This window comes from Bacillus sp. JJ1532 (genome assembly GCF_036965085.1).
Classification (GTDB): domain Bacteria; phylum Bacillota; class Bacilli; order Bacillales; family Cytobacillaceae; genus Cytobacillus.
Genome location: NZ_JBALOW010000015.1, coordinates 77969 through 96270, shown reverse-complemented (window position 1 = coordinate 96270; position 18302 = coordinate 77969). Strand labels below are relative to the sequence as shown.

Genomic DNA, 18302 nt, shown 5'->3' with positions numbered 1-18302 from the left:
TGCTAACAATCTTTCACTATGGAATTTTCAATCCCCATCCGCTTTAATTCTTTTTTATCCACTTTACCGACAGGCGTTTTGGGCATTTCCTTTAAGACAAAAATGTTTCTTGGGATTTTATATTTGCCTAATTTGGTACTGCAATAGATTCTAATTTCCTCATCTGTAATAACAGCCTTGTCTTTGAGAGTGAGGAAGGCAGAAACTGCTTCCCCCCATTTTCGATCAGGAAGCCCAATAACTGCAGCTTCATTGACTTCTGGATGTGCAGATAACCATTGCTCAACCTCTAGGGGATATACATTTTCTCCCCCTGTAATAATTATTTCTTTCTTCCTGCCTACTATATAGTAAAATCCATCTGAATCTTTTCTCGCTAAATCACCTGTATAAAGCCAGCCATCCTTAACGGTTTCCTTAGTTGCTTTTTCATTGTTCCAATAATGACTGAAGGCGTGCTTTCCCTTTATCAGTACCTCTCCGACCTCATTGATATTTGCTTCTGACCCATCTTCTTTAGCAAGCATGATTTCATTGAAAATCATTGGCCTTCCGACTGACCCCTTTTTTACGACTGCTTGATCAGTTGTAATAAAAAAATTATTCGGACCGGCCTCTGATAATCCGTAGCCCTCTTTAAATGGAAGTCCTTTTTGCTTGAACTTCCCATATATTTCTAACGGGCAAGGTGCTCCTCCAGAAAGAAATACTTTTGTATAGGGAAAGCTGGTTTTTGTAAATTCAGGTGATTCCGTTATCATATGGTACATGGTCGGTACAAACAAAACGATTGAGCATTTATACAAATTTAAGAACTGCATCGCTTTTACAGGTTCAAAATAATCAGCAATAACTACTGTCCCGCCAATCATTAGCAAAGGAATTGAAAGAGCGTTCAATCCTCCAGTATGGAATAATGGCAAATACGTAAGGGTTTTATCTCTATTCGTCAAATTCCAGCTTATTATGGTATTCATAGCATTCCATAAAATGGATTGATGTGAAAGAACAACCCCCTTTGGATTCCCTGTTGTCCCTCCCGTATAGATAATGACTAAAGGATCTGTTTCGCTTAAATGACTTTCAATCCTATCTACTCTATCTCCAGTTGCTAACTCTTCATACTGCTCGTTATTGATTTGCATCAAATGAGTTCCATCCATGCAATTGCCCTTCAGCAGTTCTGTAAAATCGCTATGACAGCCAATGATTTTAGGATTACAATCGTTAAGTATATATTTAATCTCTTCACCAGATAATCGCCAATTGACCGGTACAAATACTGCTCCAAGCTTACCGCAAGCAAACAAAAAATCAAAATAACTTATATGATTAGGTGATAGTAAAGCTACCCGATCGCCCTTTTTCACCCCTTGATGATTCAGCCAGCAGGCTATTGCTTGGGCACGCTTATTTACTTCATCATATGTCCGCTTCAGATTCGTATCGGCTTCAATGATGGCAACAGAAGCCGGTGATAATCTCGCTCTATTCTCCAGCCAATCGAGTTCCCACCCCACTATAATCTCTCCTTCAATCAAGATACCATTATATTAAAGAAAGAGAGTTACATAGAAGTTACATCATAATCCCGCCATCTACATGAAGAACCGTGCCATTAACATAATCCGATTCATTAGAGGCTAAGAATAAATAAGCGTTGGCAATATCCTCGGGGCTTCCGAGATGCCCTAGCGGTATCATCATTTTCATTTGTCCGATCACCTTTTCTGGGACCTTAGCCGTCATACCGGTGTCAATAAACCCTGGGGCTACTGCGTTAACATTAATCCCTTTACGACCAAGCTCCTTTGCCCACGTTTTTGTCATCCCGACTACTCCCGCTTTAGTCGCAGCATAATTTGTTTGGCCAATATTGCCATATACACCTGAAACAGATGAAGTATTAATGATTTTCCCTTTTCCTTGTTCAATCATGAAAGGCAGTACCGCTTGTGTACAATGGAAAACCCCTGTTAAATTCACATCAAGAACAGACTGAAAATCTTCTGCAGACAGCTTTGATAGCATGCCATCTCTTGTAATCCCTGCATTATTGATTAAAATATCTATTTTGCCGAAAGTATTTTTCACAGCTGCAACCATTTGATCGATGCTTTCTCGGTCCGCCACATTTACCTGAAAAAAATGAACATGATGTCCTTGCTCCTTCAGCTCTCTAGCTCTTTCGGCTCCTAAATCTGCATCAAAATCAGCGAGTGCTACAGCTGCGCCTTCCCTTGCAAAAATTTGTGCAGCAGCAAGTCCAATTCCATTGGCAGCCCCAGTAATAATGACGACCTTATCTTTAAGTCTCATGTTTTCAACTCCTTCATCTATCTAAAAATTCCGACATCACTTGAAGCAACTGCTCCCAATCATCGATCAGCGGGGAATGACCGCAATCCTTTAATTCTACAAAGCTTGCATTCTCCCCAATATCCTCCATGATTTCTTCATTCATTTGTCTCGTGATCACTAAATCCCTGTCACCTAAGAGGACGAGTGTTGGTATTTTGATTTTCCCTGCATCCCCTGTTCCTTCTATTAATCCATTATATGTCTGACTAATATTAAACGTATTCAAGGCATGGAGAATTTCAGCATAATTTCTTTGGGTAAGCATATCATCTATATACTCTTCGTAGCGTTCTGGTTCAGGTTTGTTTTTTGTATAAATAACTGCATCATAAATCATTCTTAATAATTCACGATTTCTCGTTGCGTATGCTTGCTCGGTAGTGATGACTTTTGCTTTCTCGCTCTTTGTCTGGGCATAAGTTTCAACACGCCGATTTAAGTCAAGCATCCCCTTTTCATCTGATTCATATAGTGGATATCCCCTTGTGGAACCTGATGCTAGCAAGATCATTTTATCGCACATTTCGGGATGGTCGGCAACGTATTGCATACTAACAGTGCCTCCAGTAGACCATCCGATTATTGAAAAATCCTTCAATTCAATTGCCTTCGTAAAATGGTCAATATCATCGGCTAGATCTTTAATTGAATAGATCGGATTTTGATAGCTTGATAGTCCAAAGCCTCTCTGATCGATTGCATAAAGCTTGTATTTAGGATCCATGTTTTCAAGAACAACATCCCAATGCTTTGAGGAATTCATATTGCCGTGGACAAGCAGAACTTTTTTAGTTCCACCTAATCTTTCACGATAGAAAATCGTTTCCCCATTCGGCAGACTTACGTTTTTTATCATTATTTCTGTCACTTCTGAATCACTCTCCCCATCTAATTGTAGAAGCTCCCCAAGCATAGCCAATGCCAGCACTGACTAGTACAATGACATCTCCGTTTTTCAATTTCCCAGATCTTTCAGCAAGCTCTAAAGATAAAATTTGATCAATTTGACCTATATGCCCATATTCCTCTAAATAGATTGAAGCTTCTTCAGTTAATCCTAACTCCTTTAAAACATAATCATGAGCGGACTTCTTCATATGAAGCATCCCGATATAGGAAATATCCTTCTCCTTGTATCCGCTTTTCCGGACAGATTCACGAATAACATGAAGGAAGTTCTTCATCGATTTTTTTTCGAGGCGCTCTTTCATGCCAGCAGGATCAAGAACGTCAAGTTTATATTTCCCTTCCTCTAACGCTTCCCTTGTTAGCGGATTTTTCGTCCCGCCTGCCACAACGACAACATCCTCGGAAAAAGAACCGTCTGTCAGCAGCTCCGTCTCCAATAATAAATTCCTCTTGCAGTCTTTTTGTAAAATAATCGCCCCTCCGCCTGCCCCAAGATTATACATAAATCTTGTCCGAGGGTTATGATAATCTATAAAATCCCCATTCCGATAACCGCCGGCTAAAAGAACAGTATTGATTGCCGGATCTGCGATCATCATATTTTTTGCTACCTTTAGCGCCATGACGGTCGTTCCACAGCGAAGTGCCACATCGAAAGCATAGGCATTTAACGCACCAATTTCCTCCTGCAGCTTAATACCTGCTGTCCAAAGCGGATATTCCTTATATTCCTCGCCAATATAGATGACGAGATCAATAGTTAATGGATCTAAATTCGCTTTTTTAATCGCTTTTTCTGCAGCTCTAATTCCCATTAGACATGTGTGATCTTCCGGTCCAGGAATAGTCTTCCTTTTTATCCCCATTTTACCTTCAACAATCTCTTGCGGAATTCCTGCCTTCAATGCAATTTCTTCACCAGTTATATATTCTTCGGGCAGATAGATTCCAGTACTAAGAATGCCGATATTCACGTTCTCACCTCATTCCTCATTATCTCGCCCCGGTGCCTCCGCTTTTCTATTTGTCTAGATGCGGCGCCTAGGGGCTCGAGGTCATAAGCCATTCCGACAAGAAGGTTAAAGTACAACCTTCCTGCCGGAATGGCTTATACTTGTCGCCCCTGGGCACAAAGGAAAGCTTCTGCGAATATACATCGCAGGAACAATTGCCCTTTGATTGTTCCGAAGGCGCCTCCGCTTTTCTATTAATCCCCAATAATATTTTTCATGAAATTCATCGCATCTTCGATTGATTCGAATAGTATTTCTATATCCTCTTGAACATGGGATACTTTAATGCGCCATTTTTTCTTTCCGGTATGTTCATCAATGTCTGCTAAATGAAAGCGGACGATGAAAGAGGCAATTTGTTTCTGCTCCATCCTGCTCCCCCTAACTGGCAATTTTCTCTTCTTCTTTACTCTCCTCTTTCTTCTTTCGCGTTAGTTTCAGCTTTTTTAACGTTCCTACAATCCCCATAGGGAAGAACATAACGGCCAAAATATAAATAATCCCGAAGAAGATGATCCAGCGTTCAAAGATCCAGTGGACCTTTGCCAATTCAGTTAGCCAGTGATGGGCAAATTCTATTAGTCCAGCCCCAATGATCGCACCGACTAACGTTCCCACTCCTCCAATTATAGTCATGAGCAATGCATCAAGTGTTATATCCATTGTGAACACACTCGTATTAACAAATCGCAGTGACATAGAATAGAGAAGACCAGCCAATCCCGCTATTACCCCCGATATGACACTCGCAATGACCTTATAATGGAGGATGCTGTAGCCGAGGGATTCTGTTCTTTGTTCATTTTCCCGAATGGCCTGCAGGACTCTTCCTAAAGGGGAATTCGTGAATCTTTTAAGAATCGCAAATACCAAAATCATCATGACAAGACAAATGAGATAAAAATCGGTCCGGTCTTTAAATAATTCTGGAATTCGAAAGGTAAAGCCGTCATTGCCATACGTAACCGTTCGCCACTTTTCAGCCAAAACGAGGAAAAGCCCCGAGAAGGCAAGTGTTAACATCGCATAGAAATGACTTTTTAGCCTTAAAGTTAGCAGTCCTAGTATCAAGCTCACAATGGATGTTAAAATAATCGTTACTAAAACAGCTAATAAAAGATACGGAATAGTTGGATCAAACCGTTTCATAAAGACGCCTATTGTGTAAGCGCCAATTCCAAAAAACATGGCATGACCGAAGGAAACAATTCCGGTAAAGCCTAGTAAAATATCATAGCTCATCGCAAAAATCGCAAATATAAACACTTGTGTCAGCAAAATTAACAGTGTTCTAGATTCATAGACAAATGGCAAAATAAGGAGAAAGATTGCCGTTATTAAGTACACAAAATTCATTCTGCTTGCAGCTAATATACTCATATTCCTCACCCCTTTAATCCAAACAAGCCTTGTGGTCTAAAAATTAATACGATGGCCATTAACAGCATATTGACAGCTAAAGAAAGTGAAGGAACGTAATACGCCATAAATGATCCGGATAAGCCTACTAATATGGCAGCTAAAATAGAGCCCGGAAAGCTGCCCATCCCTCCAATAACAACAACAATGAAAGCTAAAATAGCAAACTCGAGGCCCATCTCTGCGTAGATGACACCCGAATAAGGACCAAGCATAACTCCTCCAAGAGCTGCCATTCCCGCACCAACCATAAAAACAAACATAAACACTCTCTTAATGTTAATGCCAAGCGATTGCACCATTTCTTTATCCATGACGCCAGCCCTTACGATCAATCCAATTTTTGTGTTTTTCAAAATATATTGAACAATTCCGAACACGAGCAAGCCAATGGCGATAATAAATACTCGATATTTAATAATGATGACGTTTCCAATCTCCCAGCTTCCAGCCAAATATGGGGGTGGTGCAGCAGATAATTGATTAGGTCCCCACACAACCTTTAATAACTCGGACAAGACTAGCATGAGGCCAAGAGTAATTAAAATTTGCTGAATATGATTTCCGTAGACCGGTTTGATAATCCATCTTTCAGTAAGCAATCCGAGAATAAGTCCTGTAACAATAGCTCCTGCAATCGCAATGAAGAAACTGCCTGTTGTCGCATATAGCCAAGTCCCGCTATAGGCTCCCCATGCAAAAAGCCCGCCATGAGCAAAGTTTAATACATCCATGAGACCAAAAATTAACGTTAAACCAGCGGCAAGCAGAAATATAAGCATTCCAGTCGCTAATCCGTTTAATGTCAGAGTGATTAAAACATCCACATCTTTTCCTCCTTTCTTTACGCAATTCCTAAATACTTTCTCCGCATGTCTGCATCTTCTTTTAACTGGGCCATATGTCCTTCGCTCACTGTCCGGCCATCGTCAATAATGTAGAATTGATCGCCAATTGTACTGGCCATTATAAAATTTTGTTCAACGAGGACAATGGTTGTCTGCTCCTTCATTTGCAGAATGGTTTCCATCACCTTTTCCACTACAATTGGTGCCAGACCCTTGCTTGGCTCATCTATTAAAAGCAAATCATTATCATTAATATAGGCTCTCGCAATAGACAGCATTTGTTTTTGCCCACCACTTAAAAGCCCTCCCTGCTTCTTCCAAAATGTCTTTAAATCAGGGAATAAGCCTAATATCCATTCAAGCCTTGCCTTCGTTTCATCATCTTCATTTTTCATTGCTACCTTCATATTTTCCTCAACCGTCAAGCCAGCAAAAATCCCTTGATCCTCAGGGACGTACCCAATCCCTTTCTGTGCCACACTGTATGTTGGCAAGCCTTCGATTCCTTCCCCTTTGTAAAAAATCGTCCCTTTTGACGGAGGATTCAGCCCCATAATGGTTCTTAGGGTTGTCGTTTTTCCTGCACCATTTCTCCCAAGCAGTACTGTTACTTCTCCTTTTCGCGCTTCAAATGAAACTCCCTGCAAAATATGATATTGTCCAATATGCGTCTCAATGTCATTAAGCTTTAATTGAACTGTCATCGTACAGACCCCCTAAATACGCGGACTGAACAGTCTCGTTTTTCATGATTTCCTCTGGAGTTCCGTCTGCTAGTAATCTCCCATTGAATAGAACCATGACAGTGTCAGATAAATCCAGAATCATATCCATTTTGTGTTCAATTAAGATGATTGTTCGATCCTTCCCTTGCTTTATTTTTTTAATAACCTCCAAGATAGCAGGCACCTCTTCAACGGACATTCCAGCTGTCGGCTCGTCAAGGAGAAGAACCTCTGTATTCAAGGCTAATAGCATGGCAATTTCCAGCTTTCTTTTTTCCCCATGGGCTAAGTTTTTAGCTAAAATCTCTTTTTTATTTTGGAGAAGAACGAGCTCTAGCCATTCTTCTGCCTTTTCCTCAAAAACTTTATATTTCCGATAATGAGCAAGCATTTGAAGGCGTGTTCCCGCTTGGGACTGTACTGCCAGCCTGACATTCTCCAGAACAGTTAAATTAGGAAAAACATTTGTAATTTGAAAGGACCTTCCAATTCCTAGACGTGTTCTTTCTGTCGTTGACATTTTAGTAATCTCTTTTTCTCTGAAGAAAATCTGCCCCTCCGTTGGCATTAGCTGTCCGCTTAATAGATTAAAGAAAGTTGTTTTACCAGCTCCATTGGGGCCAATAATAGACTTAAAGTGGTTTTCAGGAACTGCTATACTTACACGGTCCACAGCTGTATGGCCGCCAAATGTAATGGATAAATCCTTTGTCTCTATAATTGGTTTCACTCTCATTCACCACCTGGCTTTTTAATTAGTTATAGAAACAATGAACCTCGGTATAACACCGAAGTTCATTGTTTCTGTGGGAAATCTCCCGTAATTCTTAGTTTCTGATTGGCGGTTCAGTTTCTTCAGGGCTTAGTTCGCGAATTAACACTGGAACCGGATAAGGGACTCCATCCTTCTTCTCCAGCCTAATAGCATATAGCGTTTGTAGTGCTTGATGATCTTCTGGACGGAAAGTCATCTTTCCTTTCGGCGTTTCAAAGCTCATTCCTTCCATTGCTGCAATTAATGTATTGGCATCTGCTTTTCCTTCTGTTTTCTTCAATGCCTCGACAATGGCGATAGCTGCGGTCATTCCACCTGGAGTAAATAAGTCAGGAACTTCACCGTTAAAGCGTTTTTTATGTTCTTCTACTAGCCATTTGTTAATATCATTCGTTGGCAAATCATGATAGTATACGGTAAATCCTTCCATGCCAATCAGCGGCTCCATTGTAGATAAAGCAGGAATATCTGGCGCCCCTGTCGAAATCTTTATTCCTTTTTCCTGAACCTTCATATCAGCGATTTGATTCCATGGGGAGTTTGCACCTGCCCAGACAACAAATAAATAATCTGGTTTAGCATCAATGATTTTTTGAATATTTGACGTGAAATCTGTAGCAGCGGGATCGGCATACTCTTCATGAATAATCTCCGCTCCAAGCTTAATTGCTGCTTCCTTAAAAGCTTCTACCCCATCCCGTCCGAACGAATAATCTGGTGCGAGAGTTGCAATTTTAACACCATCTCCTGCAATCGCTGCTGCTCCTGCCACTGCATCTTGGGAGGAGTTACGAGCTGTCCGGAAAATATATTTATTAAATTCAGATCCAGTAATCGTGTCTGCCACTGCTGGTTCAACAACCATTATCTTTTCATATTCTTCCGCAAGCGGGAGGACAGCAAGTGTATCTCCTGAGCTCGAAGATCCTACTAAGAAATCCACTCCATTTTCTTCAAGAAGCTTCGTTGCCTTTTGAACGGCTACTTCAGGTTTTGTTTCCGTATCTTCTATGAATACTTCAATCTTTCTTCCTGCTACCTCTCTCGTGCCATTCGTTGCGTAATCAAGACCTAGTTCGAATCCTTGTAGAGTTTGCTTTCCATAGGATTCAAGGCCTCCTGTCTGTGAGGCGAGCACACCGATCTTGATTGGCTCACTGTTTTTCGATTCTTCAGGCTCGCTTGTGTTATTATTATTTGTGTTTGTGTTTGTGTTTGTGTTCGTGTTTTCTTGTCCAGTGTTTCCAGTCTTCTCTGTTCCGCTGCAGGCGCTAGTGAATAGCATCACTAGGATCAGCATGCAAATAAAACCCATTTTACGCGACATTGCGGTCATCTTCCTTCCCCCTTCTACTTTTCAAAATAAAAAACTAGCATTGAAACCATCATAAACTCAGGTGGTTACAAATGAGTTACAGAAATAGAAAAGCAGAGAGTTCCTTATTCAGAATCCAATGCACGGGTTTATGGAAGTGAGGAGTATAAACCCTAACATAAAAGTTTTCAATGTAAGGGTTTTGGAGAAATCTAGACTAAAACGCTAACATAGAAACATCCAATGTAAGTGTCTTGGGGAAATCTAGACTTAAGCCCTAACATTGATTTGTCCAATGTAAGTGTTTCGGAGAGACCGGTGACGAAAACCTAGTATAGAATTGTCTATTGAATGTGTTCAGGACTAGCATATCTCTAGGCGCCAGAGCTAGACATCTGAAAAACGGAAGCGATTGGGTACAGAAAAAGGCAGCCTTTATGGCTGCCTAACTGAGTTTAGTGTGTTACCTGATTCTAGAATCATTTCATACATATGACGTGTTGGATCCAGCGGGGGAACGCCAAGCTCCTCCTCCAATATTTCACAGCATTTTTGGTACCATTTAAGTGCGAAGGGGCGGTTGTTTTTCCTGTAATAGCAATACATCGTCAGTCGATAGGCTTCCTCCCATGTGCGGTCCTTCTCTAGTATTTTACTGCACCAATGTATAGCTTTGTCATACTCCTCACTTCTCACATAAAGCTGAGCTAGCTTTTCCGCTGCCCTAATAAAAAAGACGGATAATCTTTCTTTCTCATTCAGGCACCAATCATCAAATCTGCGCTCTGGCAAATAGTCTCCTCTGTACATCTTAAGTCCCTTTTCTAAATAATTCATAGCCATTTCTGTTTTCTTTTCTTCCAAACCAGCTGTCACCCAATGTTCAAAAACCAGGCTATCGACTTCAAGAACGGCATGAGGATTTAACCCGTATGCTGCTCCTTCCCTCATGATAAAAAAGGGTGTTCTTCTTGCTTTCCGGTTCGGTTCAAGGACGTTATTAAGAGCATTTAATGCCACTTTGAAATCTCGTGCCGCGCTTTTTTCATCCTGATCCGTCCATAGAAGCTGATAAATTTGCTCCTTTGGAATCAATTTATGAGGATGGGTAATAAATAATTGCAGTAATTCTTTAGCCTTTCCCCTCTGCCAATCCTTCTCTTCCACCTCTTTTTCACCTAGCCATATTTGAAACCTTCCAAGAGTACTGACTTTAAGTGTATAGCCAGGGTGAAAGTCAACCTTTGATAAATTCATCTCCTGCAGCAGCCTTGCTACCAATTGCGGCATGACTTTTTGTCTCTGTGCCTCAATAAGAATAGGAGCAAACATTTGCAAATCCCTTGGACCAAACATAGTCCTTTTATTAAAAATAAACTCATATTCTCCTGTTTGCACTTCTTTTAATAAAATGGGCAGCAGTTCCAAAAGGGATGGAAGTTCATTTTGGCTAAAGGAAATATACGTTTGCCAGTAAAGGCAGAGCATGCTTCCATATTGATCTCCGCACTCGTTAAAATGGCTGGATGCCTTTTGAATATATTTAGATCCATAAGAATAATGCTTGCTGTAAACAGCTGATATACCCATCGCAAGCTGAATAAGAGCCGATAACCAAATATCCTTTACTTTTTCCGTTTCGACAAGGGCGGCATCACCTGCTGCTATTGCTCTTTCGAATTCACCTTTGCTCCCATATAGTAAGCAAAGCCCCATAAGAGGCTCTGCCTTACCTCTCTCGATTCGTAGCCGGGTCATTATTTCAAGTGCTGTTCCATAGCACTTCTCTGCTAAGCTTAGGTCATAATCATTAACAATTTGAATGGCATGACCCATTCTCATCCAGCCACACGCCTCCACGTAAGGGGCTTTTATGCTTATTCCATGCTGAATCCCTTCCTGTGCAAGTGACTTCGCTTGATTTCCGTTTCCGGTAAGTCCCTCAATTAGAGAAAGAAGAATATCTGTTTCCCTATGAGATTGCGGCAAGGGTGTTTTTTCTGAGCCTTCTCTCTTTTTATCATTCAATAATATATTCCTAGCTTGACTGAATCTTCCAGTTCGCAAATATAATCTCGCCTCAAGGCTGTTATTAAAATGAGGTCCCTTCAGATTGCCGGCTCTTTTGATCCATTTTTCAGCTTTCATATACTGACCGGAGTTTAACAAATTTTCTGCAAGAAGGTGATAGAGTTTGGCCGTTTCATCCTTGGACTGAATATCATATTTTTCTCTTATTTCAATTGCCTGAAAAAGAATTCTTTCGGCTTTATGCGGCTGAATCGTGTCTAGATAGATTTTTGCCTGTCCTTCAAGTGCTCGGCTTTTTTCGAGCAAATTATTTTTTTCTTCAGCCATTTGCGCAGCTTTGATATAACATGCCTCTGCCTCGTTGTATTTGGAGCAATACCGTAAAACCTCCCCTTGCAAAAACCAAAGGAGATAAAATTTGTCTTTTTCCGTATCTGAAATAAACATGAGCCGGTCATAGAGATTTTCAAGCTTCCCGTTCTCTAGCATCCTAAAGCCAACTTCATTTAAGACGGAAGCAACTGCATCGCTATACTGGATTTTCTCATAATGCAGCAAGGCCTCCTCCCACTGTTTTTTTCGTTCAAAAAAACGGGCGGTTCGCTCATGCAAAGACCGAAAAGTTTCTGGATCCTTTACCTTTAATTGATTCTCTAAAAACTCTTTAAATAATGCGTGATATTTAAATTGCTTTTCTCCGATACGATAAATAAACAAATTCCTTTCAATAATTTGATTAAGGATTGAGGATGAACCCGTTATGCCTAATACAGAGTCACAAATCTCTTCACTTAGTTCATCGAAAATACACGTCTGTTCTAAGAATTGCTGGATAATTGGTGGCTGCTTCGCAAAAACCTCTAAAGCCAAATATTGAAATAAATCTTGGAGAGATTGTGATGATTTTGAATGTAAGTTCGAAAAATCACCGTTTTCCGGTATTTGCTGCGCAATCATCCCAATGGCAATGACCCATCCCTCAGTTAACGCATAAATTTGTGCTAATTCCTCTTCGTTAACATTTATATCATAATAGTCATTTAGCAGAAGATCTGCCTCATCCAATGTCATGATAAGATCGTCTTTCGTGATTTCCATTAACTGATTACATACCTTCATTTTCGTCAGCTGTTTCCACATGGGACGGCTTCTGCTGGAAATAATAAAATGAATATTCGAAGGAATGTGATCAAGCAATTTTTCCATCCACCGATTGATTGTATATGATTGTTCAATTTGATGAAAATCATCTAAAATGATAAATAGTTCTTTTTCGATAGATAGTAGTTCATTAATAAATAGGGAACTAAGCATATTGATTTCTTCATCTCTAATATACCTGTCCATATCCTTCATCATGAAAGAGAGGTTCTTGCCGAACTCTGGAAAAGAAAATTGAATCGAGGAAATTAAATAGGACAGAAAAGGAAGAATATCATCATCAGCCGCGGAAATTGAATACCAGCTGCAGTCTTTTTTCTCATCGTTAACAAAAAGTGCCAGTGCCGTACTTTTCCCGTAGCCTGCTCCCGAATGAATAATGGTCAAAGGATAACGCGAAATTGATTTCATTTTTTTCGTTAAGGCTGCTCTTCTAATGGATTCTATTTTAACATCTGGAACGAGAAGCTTCGTTCTGATAATAGGCATAGATTTGAACAAATTACTTCCCTCGCTTCCAAAATTCTTAATTTTCCGATTAATATTTCCAAAAAAATATACTAGTTATTTTAACTTCGCTATGAAGCGAACATTCTCCTTCAAAAAAGGACCCGAGTTTTCGAGTCCAGCTAGAAAATATGAACTTGCAGTTTAAAAGGAAATATCCATTTCATCAATCGGCCAATATCTAAGGTTTACTTTTCCGACTACTTGATCAACAGATATTAATCCATAATGACGACTATCCCAGCTTTTTGCACGGTTATCTCCTAGAACAAAAATCTTTCCTTCTGGGATCGTCTCAGTACCAGTAACTTCCATTAAAGTAAAATCTCCAGTAAGCATACTTCCAATTGCCTCTTTTCGAAACTTTTCGAGGTATGGTTCATATACTTTTTCTCCATTAATATAGAGCTCATCATTATGGTATTCAATCTTATCTCCCGGCAAACCAATAACCCTTTTCACAAAATCTTCTTCCTTGCTATGGTGAAAGACAATGACATCAAACCGGTGCAACTCGCCAATCTGAGTTCCAATCTTGTTGACAATTAATTTATTCCCATTTTCAAGGGTCGGCATCATGGATTCACCTTCAACTATATAATTAGAAAAGAAAAAGGTTCGGATAAAAGCAAAAATAATAATTCCGATAGCAAATGCCTTTATCCACTCAATTCCTTCCTTTTTTATTCCCTCATTCATCTTTTCTCCTCCCTTCCAGCCTTTACTCTTGGTAATCCCTTTCCTTTTCCATCTTTAAATTCATTTTTATTTCAATTCTTTTTCCAACATACCATAGGATAAAGATAATAACTCCTACAATCGCAGACCGAATCGGCTGTGTGACCAGTGATTTAATATCAGATCCAATAAAGCTGATCGTAAATATCATGACGAGCTTTCCTGTTAAGACCGCAAGCATATATTGAGCGATGCTAATTTTTGATAGACCTGCAACAATATTTACTACCGCTGAAGGCGTGAAAGGGAAGCATAAAAGAATAAATAACGGACCAAATCCATGTCTTTCCACCCAGGCCATAAGCTTTTGGACTTGCGAATGCCTTTTAAGCATCCTCAGTACCCGGCGCTGTCCATACTTCCGCACTAATATGAAAACTAACAACGCTCCTATTGTTGCCCCAATCCATGAAAATAGGAAGCCTAGCCATAAACCAAAAGCATTTGCATTCGCCATTACAAATAAAAATAACGGAAGGAATGGCAAGAAGGCTTCGAGCATGGGCAACAAAATACCTGGAAGCGGGCCAAAGGAACGATATTTATCTATTAATTCCATTATATGTTCAAGTGTAAACCAGTCTTTAAGCCATTCTAACTCCATTTAATGTCTCCTTGTTACTTTCGAGCTGTTGTTGTGTGTAATCGTATATATTTTTACCTCTTTCTATTTAATTGTACACCCATTTTTGGGAAAAAGAATGTTATTTTGCCAAAAATTCGTGAATTGCCTGCTTATTTCTTTCAAGATCTATTGCTAGAACAGATCCAGAACCGCTAACTCTTTGATTGCTGTAAGAACCATCTACAGGAATTCGTAAAGTCCCAATATCCTGAATGTCTTTTGAAATAAAATCCTTGCCTATATAAAGAATATCAGTTGTATCCATGTTTGTATTCACAAACGGTGTCATCACACCGACTAATTTTGGCAGCTTCGCAATTGTTTGAATGCTCTTTAATTGTGACCCGACTTCCTTAATTACCTTTTGCTGTCTTTCAACCCTGCCGAAGTCACCAACCGCATCATGGCGGAATCGGACATAGCCAAGTAAATGCTTGCCATCAAGCCGTTGTAATCCTGGTTGTAAATTTACTCCGATATAGGCTGACATTGCTTTCTCTACCTCAATTTCTACACCTTGTGGAAATGCTTCATCAATTAGATGAACGAAACCATTAAAGTCAACAATAGAGTAATATTTAATGTCTATATCAAAGTTTTCCTTAATCGTTTTTCTTAATAATTCCGGACCTCCAAAAGCCAAAGCAGCATTAATCTTGTGTTTTCCATACCCTGGAATATTTACATAACTATCTCTCATAATAGAAATGACTTTATATGTGCCTTTATCCGGATGGTATTGAGCAATCATAATGGTGTCTGCTCTAGATTTTTCATTTCCGCGTGCATCACTGCCAAGAAGAAGAATATTTGTGCCGCCATACTGATCCTTGTCTCCGTGAAATTCAAACTCCTTCGTTTCTATGTTTGCCTTCTTTAAGGATTGTGAAACCCCTTGTTTATATTGAAAATAGGAATAGCCAATAAGTCCGAAACATATTAGAAAAAGAATGAGGACAATTGATTTCCACTTCTTCTTTTTTTGTTTTTTCTGTTGGTATCGATCTGATCTCATTTTACTAGTCCTTCCTTTTAATTTAGGTTATTTACTTTCAAACATATAAGACTGCTTTCATAGTTAAAAAGTTTCTTATTTTAGGCTGGTATTTATTGTATTTCGTTATTCTTAAAAAATAAAAACCACAAACCTGCTTTAGGCTTGCGGCTTTGAATCTAGTATCCTATAAATAGTCTTTAAACCATCCGATAATATAGTTTAAACGGCTAATTCTTAAGTTCGGCTTGCCGCTTCTTGAAAGCTCATGATTAGCTTCCGGAAAGCGAATAAACTTTGTTGGTTTTTTACGATCCTTTAATGCAATAAATAATTGTTCAGCCTGTTCGATTGGGCATCTGAAATCCTTCTCGCTATGAAGAATTAGCAGCGGTGTTTCAATATTGTCGACATAGGCAAGCGGAGAATGCTTCCACAATGTTATCACATCATGAAGACCGCTTTTGATTTGCCAATCAGTGAAATAATAGCCAATATCACTGACTCCGTAAAAGCTAATCCAGTTTGAAATTGAACGCTGGGTTACTGCTGCTTTAAAACGGTTTGTGTGCCCGACAATCCAGTTGGTCATAAATCCTCCGTAACTTCCGCCTGTGACCCCTAAACGATCACTGTCAATAAAATCAAAGGACGCTAACACATGATCGACCGCATCCATAATATCCTCATAATCTTTTCCGCCATAATCCCCTCTTACAGCGTCAACGAAAGTCTGTCCATAGCCATGGCTTCCGCGAGGATTGATAAATAAGACGGCAAATCCTTGTGCCGCAAGACTTTGAAATTCATGAAAATATGTATTGGCATACATCGCATGAGGTCCACCATGAATTTCGAGAATAAGCGGGTATTTCTCTCCTTCCTTAAAGTTCACCGGCTTCATCATCCAGCCATGTAAATTCCAGTTATCCGAAGATTGAAACTCGAATGGCTCTGCTTCTGCAAGGTCAATGCCATTAAGGAATTCTTCATTCACATTTGTCAGCTGCTCCAACTCACCTGTTGACACATTAAGGAAATGCAGATCTCCTGGCTTTGCTGGTCTACTAATAGCAACAACCGCCCGATCAATTTTCCCGCCGGTTGTAAGTCCGTATACATGCTGGCGATCCAAAAGAGCCGGATAAAGTTCTCCGTCTATAGTTCCATAGTAAACAACTGTATTGCCATGGTCTGTTGCTAGGAAATAGAAGCTGTGATTATCCTCACCCCACAAAATTCCCGGGGTGACAGCACCCTGGTGGAAATCACCAATTGCATAATCGCCAACTAATAAGTCTGAATCAGCAGTCAGGCAATGAAGCTTCTCCATTTCTGTTTCGTAAATCCAAATCTTTGATAGCGTGGCATTTTTGAATTCTTTTTCGTGTCCAAACATACCAAGATACTTTCCGTTAGGTGACCATGTAACATGGCCGAAGCTTCCGGTTCCACTTGTGATTTTCTGGAGCTTCTTTGTTTCAATATCAATAAAAAAAACATCATTTATAAAGGATGTGTCCTTTTCCTCACTTAAATCTGCTGTGATAGCTAGTTTTTTTCCACAAGGAGACCAGCTATGAAGCTGAAAATCATTTTCTTCAGATGTAAGCAGCTCGATCTTTCCATTTTCCACTTCAACAAAAGCGATATGAGTATATTTTCCGTCCCAAAATCCTGAGGCATCTGATTTGTATTTCATTTTTTCAACTTCAAGCGGAACAGGGGGTTGGTCTTCCTTCTTTTCTTTCTTTTCAGCTGAAGTGACCGATTCATCTTTTTTGAGCGCTGCATTAAAGGCAATTCTAGTGCCATCAGGAGACCATACCGGATTCGATGCTCCATTTGGACATTTCGTTAGCTGGCGTGCCTCCCCTCCTTTAGCATCCATGACATAAATTTGTCCTTTTCCGCTCCGGTCCGAAACAAAAGCAATTTTCGTTCCATCCGGAGACCAGCGTGGGGAGGAATTTCTGTTTTCCCCAAATGTCCATTGAACAGGCTTATTCTTTTCTTTCGTGTTTATGTAAAACAAATTGGAGCAATATTTATTTTCCTTCTCAAGCATTTGTGTTTCTACAAATAAACAATCCTCCCCATTTGCTGCAAGCTGAGGATCTGATACAGATTTGAGCTTATACAGATCCTCTGGGGTAATCGTTCTTTTTTCCTTCATTCCTTTTCCCTCCTATTAGTTTAGGGTAAAGCACCGTATGCACTGGGCTCTGGAGCTAGCCATTTATATAGCTCCTTTTTATTTCGACACTAGAAATATTTTCCCTTCTTTTTTTATTTTGAAGATAAGATCGTTTTTTTAAATTTTTGGGAAATGCTGAGTATAGATATTCGACAAAGTAAGGCACTTGCAAATTATGATATTTAAATATAAAATGATTACAGAACACACGTTCCTATTCGTGTAAATTTTATTTTTTGTATAACTAAGGGAGGCATGCATAATGACAAGAATTCCTGAGGAGGATCGAAATATTATTGAGCAGGCTATTTATTTGCCGATGGTACTAACGGTTTTAAATCGGGATCTTAACGTTATTAATAAGAGCCCTTTTAAGCTTAAACAGCCATATCTAAATTTAATTGAGGAGACCATGAAAGTTATTCAAAAGGAATTGAAAGAAGTAAAACAATATATGTATAAAAATAAACTGAAGGTTGAACAGCTGAAGCGGGATGAGGCGTTTACGATGTTCATTTTTCTATATAAGGGCTATGAAGAACAGCATAATTATTTTAATCCCCGTATTCGCAATAGAGTTCAGGAGTTATTAGAATTTTATTTATATCGGCGTCACCTTCACGAATTACAGAGTGAAAAAAAAGTGGGGTACTCATAGGGAATATCCCCTAAGACCACCCTCAC

General features: G+C 39.6%; 16 protein-coding genes. 1 reads left to right on the top strand and 15 read right to left on the bottom strand.

All coding sequences use genetic code 11. The annotated features are described in order from the left end of the window. Positions 1-2 precede the first annotated feature (2 nt). From V7122_RS06795 to V7122_RS06725, 15 genes are all read right to left on the bottom strand, one after another. Positions 3-1520, bottom strand: a complete 1518-nt coding sequence (locus V7122_RS06795; RefSeq protein WP_335526120.1) for an acyl-CoA synthetase — start codon at positions 1518-1520, stop codon at positions 3-5. Between the two features lie 58 nt (positions 1521-1578). Then, positions 1579-2319 carry a 3-oxoacyl-ACP reductase FabG gene (gene fabG / locus V7122_RS06790; RefSeq protein ID WP_335526119.1) on the bottom strand — a complete coding sequence of 247 codons (741 nt, stop codon included), beginning with the start codon at positions 2317-2319 and terminating at the stop codon, positions 1579-1581. Between the two features lie 13 nt (positions 2320-2332). After that, the gene (gene phaZ, locus V7122_RS06785; RefSeq protein ID WP_335526118.1) at positions 2333-3229 is read right to left on the bottom strand and encodes an intracellular short-chain-length polyhydroxyalkanoate depolymerase; all 897 of its coding nucleotides are present in this window, start codon (positions 3227-3229) and stop codon (positions 2333-2335) included. A gap of 7 nt (positions 3230-3236) precedes the next feature. Next, on the bottom strand, positions 3237-4244 hold the full coding sequence (locus V7122_RS06780; RefSeq protein ID WP_335526117.1) for a 3-oxoacyl-ACP synthase: 1008 nt from the start codon (positions 4242-4244) through the stop codon (positions 3237-3239). A 233-nt stretch (positions 4245-4477) separates the two neighbouring features. Continuing rightward, positions 4478-4654: a hypothetical protein gene (locus tag V7122_RS06775; protein ID WP_335348250.1), complete on the bottom strand. Its 177-nt coding sequence runs from the start codon at positions 4652-4654 to the stop codon at positions 4478-4480. Positions 4655-4664: 10 nt separating this feature from the next. Then, complete coding sequence (locus V7122_RS06770; RefSeq protein WP_335526116.1) at positions 4665-5663, bottom strand: branched-chain amino acid ABC transporter permease; 999 nt, start codon at positions 5661-5663, stop codon at positions 4665-4667. A gap of 5 nt (positions 5664-5668) precedes the next feature. Further along, a complete protein-coding gene (locus V7122_RS06765; RefSeq protein ID WP_335354656.1) occupies positions 5669-6529 on the bottom strand; it encodes a branched-chain amino acid ABC transporter permease in 861 nt (286 codons plus the stop codon). 17 nt (positions 6530-6546) lie between these two features. Beyond that, positions 6547-7254 carry an ABC transporter ATP-binding protein gene (locus V7122_RS06760; protein WP_335346093.1) on the bottom strand — a complete coding sequence of 236 codons (708 nt, stop codon included), beginning with the start codon at positions 7252-7254 and terminating at the stop codon, positions 6547-6549. Continuing rightward, complete coding sequence (locus V7122_RS06755) at positions 7232-8005, bottom strand: ABC transporter ATP-binding protein (protein WP_335346092.1); 774 nt, start codon at positions 8003-8005, stop codon at positions 7232-7234. Before V7122_RS06755 ends, V7122_RS06760 begins: the two co-directional genes overlap by 23 nt. A gap of 97 nt (positions 8006-8102) precedes the next feature. Continuing rightward, positions 8103-9377, bottom strand: a complete 1275-nt coding sequence (locus V7122_RS06750; RefSeq protein WP_438824771.1) for a substrate-binding domain-containing protein — start codon at positions 9375-9377, stop codon at positions 8103-8105. 423 nt (positions 9378-9800) lie between these two features. After that, the gene (locus V7122_RS06745) at positions 9801-13058 is read right to left on the bottom strand and encodes a BTAD domain-containing putative transcriptional regulator (RefSeq protein ID WP_335526114.1); all 3258 of its coding nucleotides are present in this window, start codon (positions 13056-13058) and stop codon (positions 9801-9803) included. 150 nt (positions 13059-13208) lie between these two features. After that, entirely contained in the window at positions 13209-13763 is a 555-nt protein-coding gene (gene lepB / locus V7122_RS06740; protein ID WP_335526113.1) for a signal peptidase I, read from the bottom strand. A gap of 22 nt (positions 13764-13785) precedes the next feature. After that, the gene (locus V7122_RS06735; protein ID WP_335526112.1) at positions 13786-14406 is read right to left on the bottom strand and encodes a TVP38/TMEM64 family protein; all 621 of its coding nucleotides are present in this window, start codon (positions 14404-14406) and stop codon (positions 13786-13788) included. A 100-nt stretch (positions 14407-14506) separates the two neighbouring features. After that, entirely contained in the window at positions 14507-15442 is a 936-nt protein-coding gene (locus V7122_RS06730) for an LCP family protein (RefSeq protein WP_335346087.1), read from the bottom strand. A gap of 166 nt (positions 15443-15608) precedes the next feature. Continuing rightward, positions 15609-17597 carry a S9 family peptidase gene (locus tag V7122_RS06725; protein WP_335526111.1) on the bottom strand — a complete coding sequence of 663 codons (1989 nt, stop codon included), beginning with the start codon at positions 17595-17597 and terminating at the stop codon, positions 15609-15611. Between the two features lie 283 nt (positions 17598-17880). Between V7122_RS06725 and V7122_RS06720 the strand changes: the two genes are divergently transcribed. Further along, the gene (locus V7122_RS06720) at positions 17881-18276 is read left to right on the top strand and encodes a hypothetical protein (protein WP_335354662.1); all 396 of its coding nucleotides are present in this window, start codon (positions 17881-17883) and stop codon (positions 18274-18276) included. The last annotated feature ends 26 nt before the right edge of the window (positions 18277-18302 follow it).

Bases quoted from the DNA above. Each gene is read 5' to 3' on its own strand.
- fabG (WP_335526119.1), bottom strand. From the start codon at position 2,319: ATGAGACTTAAAGATAAGGTCGTCATTATTACTGGGGCTGCCAATGGA.
- V7122_RS06775 (WP_335348250.1), bottom strand. From the start codon at position 4,654: ATGGAGCAGAAACAAATTGCCTCTTTCATCGTCCGCTTTCATTTAGCA.
- V7122_RS06770 (WP_335526116.1), bottom strand. From the start codon at position 5,663: ATGAGTATATTAGCTGCAAGCAGAATGAATTTTGTGTACTTAATAACG.
- V7122_RS06760 (WP_335346093.1), bottom strand. From the start codon at position 7,254: ATGACAGTTCAATTAAAGCTTAATGACATTGAGACGCATATTGGACAA.
- V7122_RS06750 (WP_438824771.1), bottom strand. From the start codon at position 9,377: ATGTCGCGTAAAATGGGTTTTATTTGCATGCTGATCCTAGTGATGCTA.
- lepB (WP_335526113.1), bottom strand. From the start codon at position 13,763: ATGAATGAGGGAATAAAAAAGGAAGGAATTGAGTGGATAAAGGCATTT.
- V7122_RS06735 (WP_335526112.1), bottom strand. From the start codon at position 14,406: ATGGAGTTAGAATGGCTTAAAGACTGGTTTACACTTGAACATATAATG.
- V7122_RS06730 (WP_335346087.1), bottom strand. From the start codon at position 15,442: ATGAGATCAGATCGATACCAACAGAAAAAACAAAAAAAGAAGAAGTGG.
- V7122_RS06725 (WP_335526111.1), bottom strand. From the start codon at position 17,597: ATGAAGGAAAAAAGAACGATTACCCCAGAGGATCTGTATAAGCTCAAA.
- V7122_RS06720 (WP_335354662.1), top strand. From the start codon at position 17,881: ATGACAAGAATTCCTGAGGAGGATCGAAATATTATTGAGCAGGCTATT.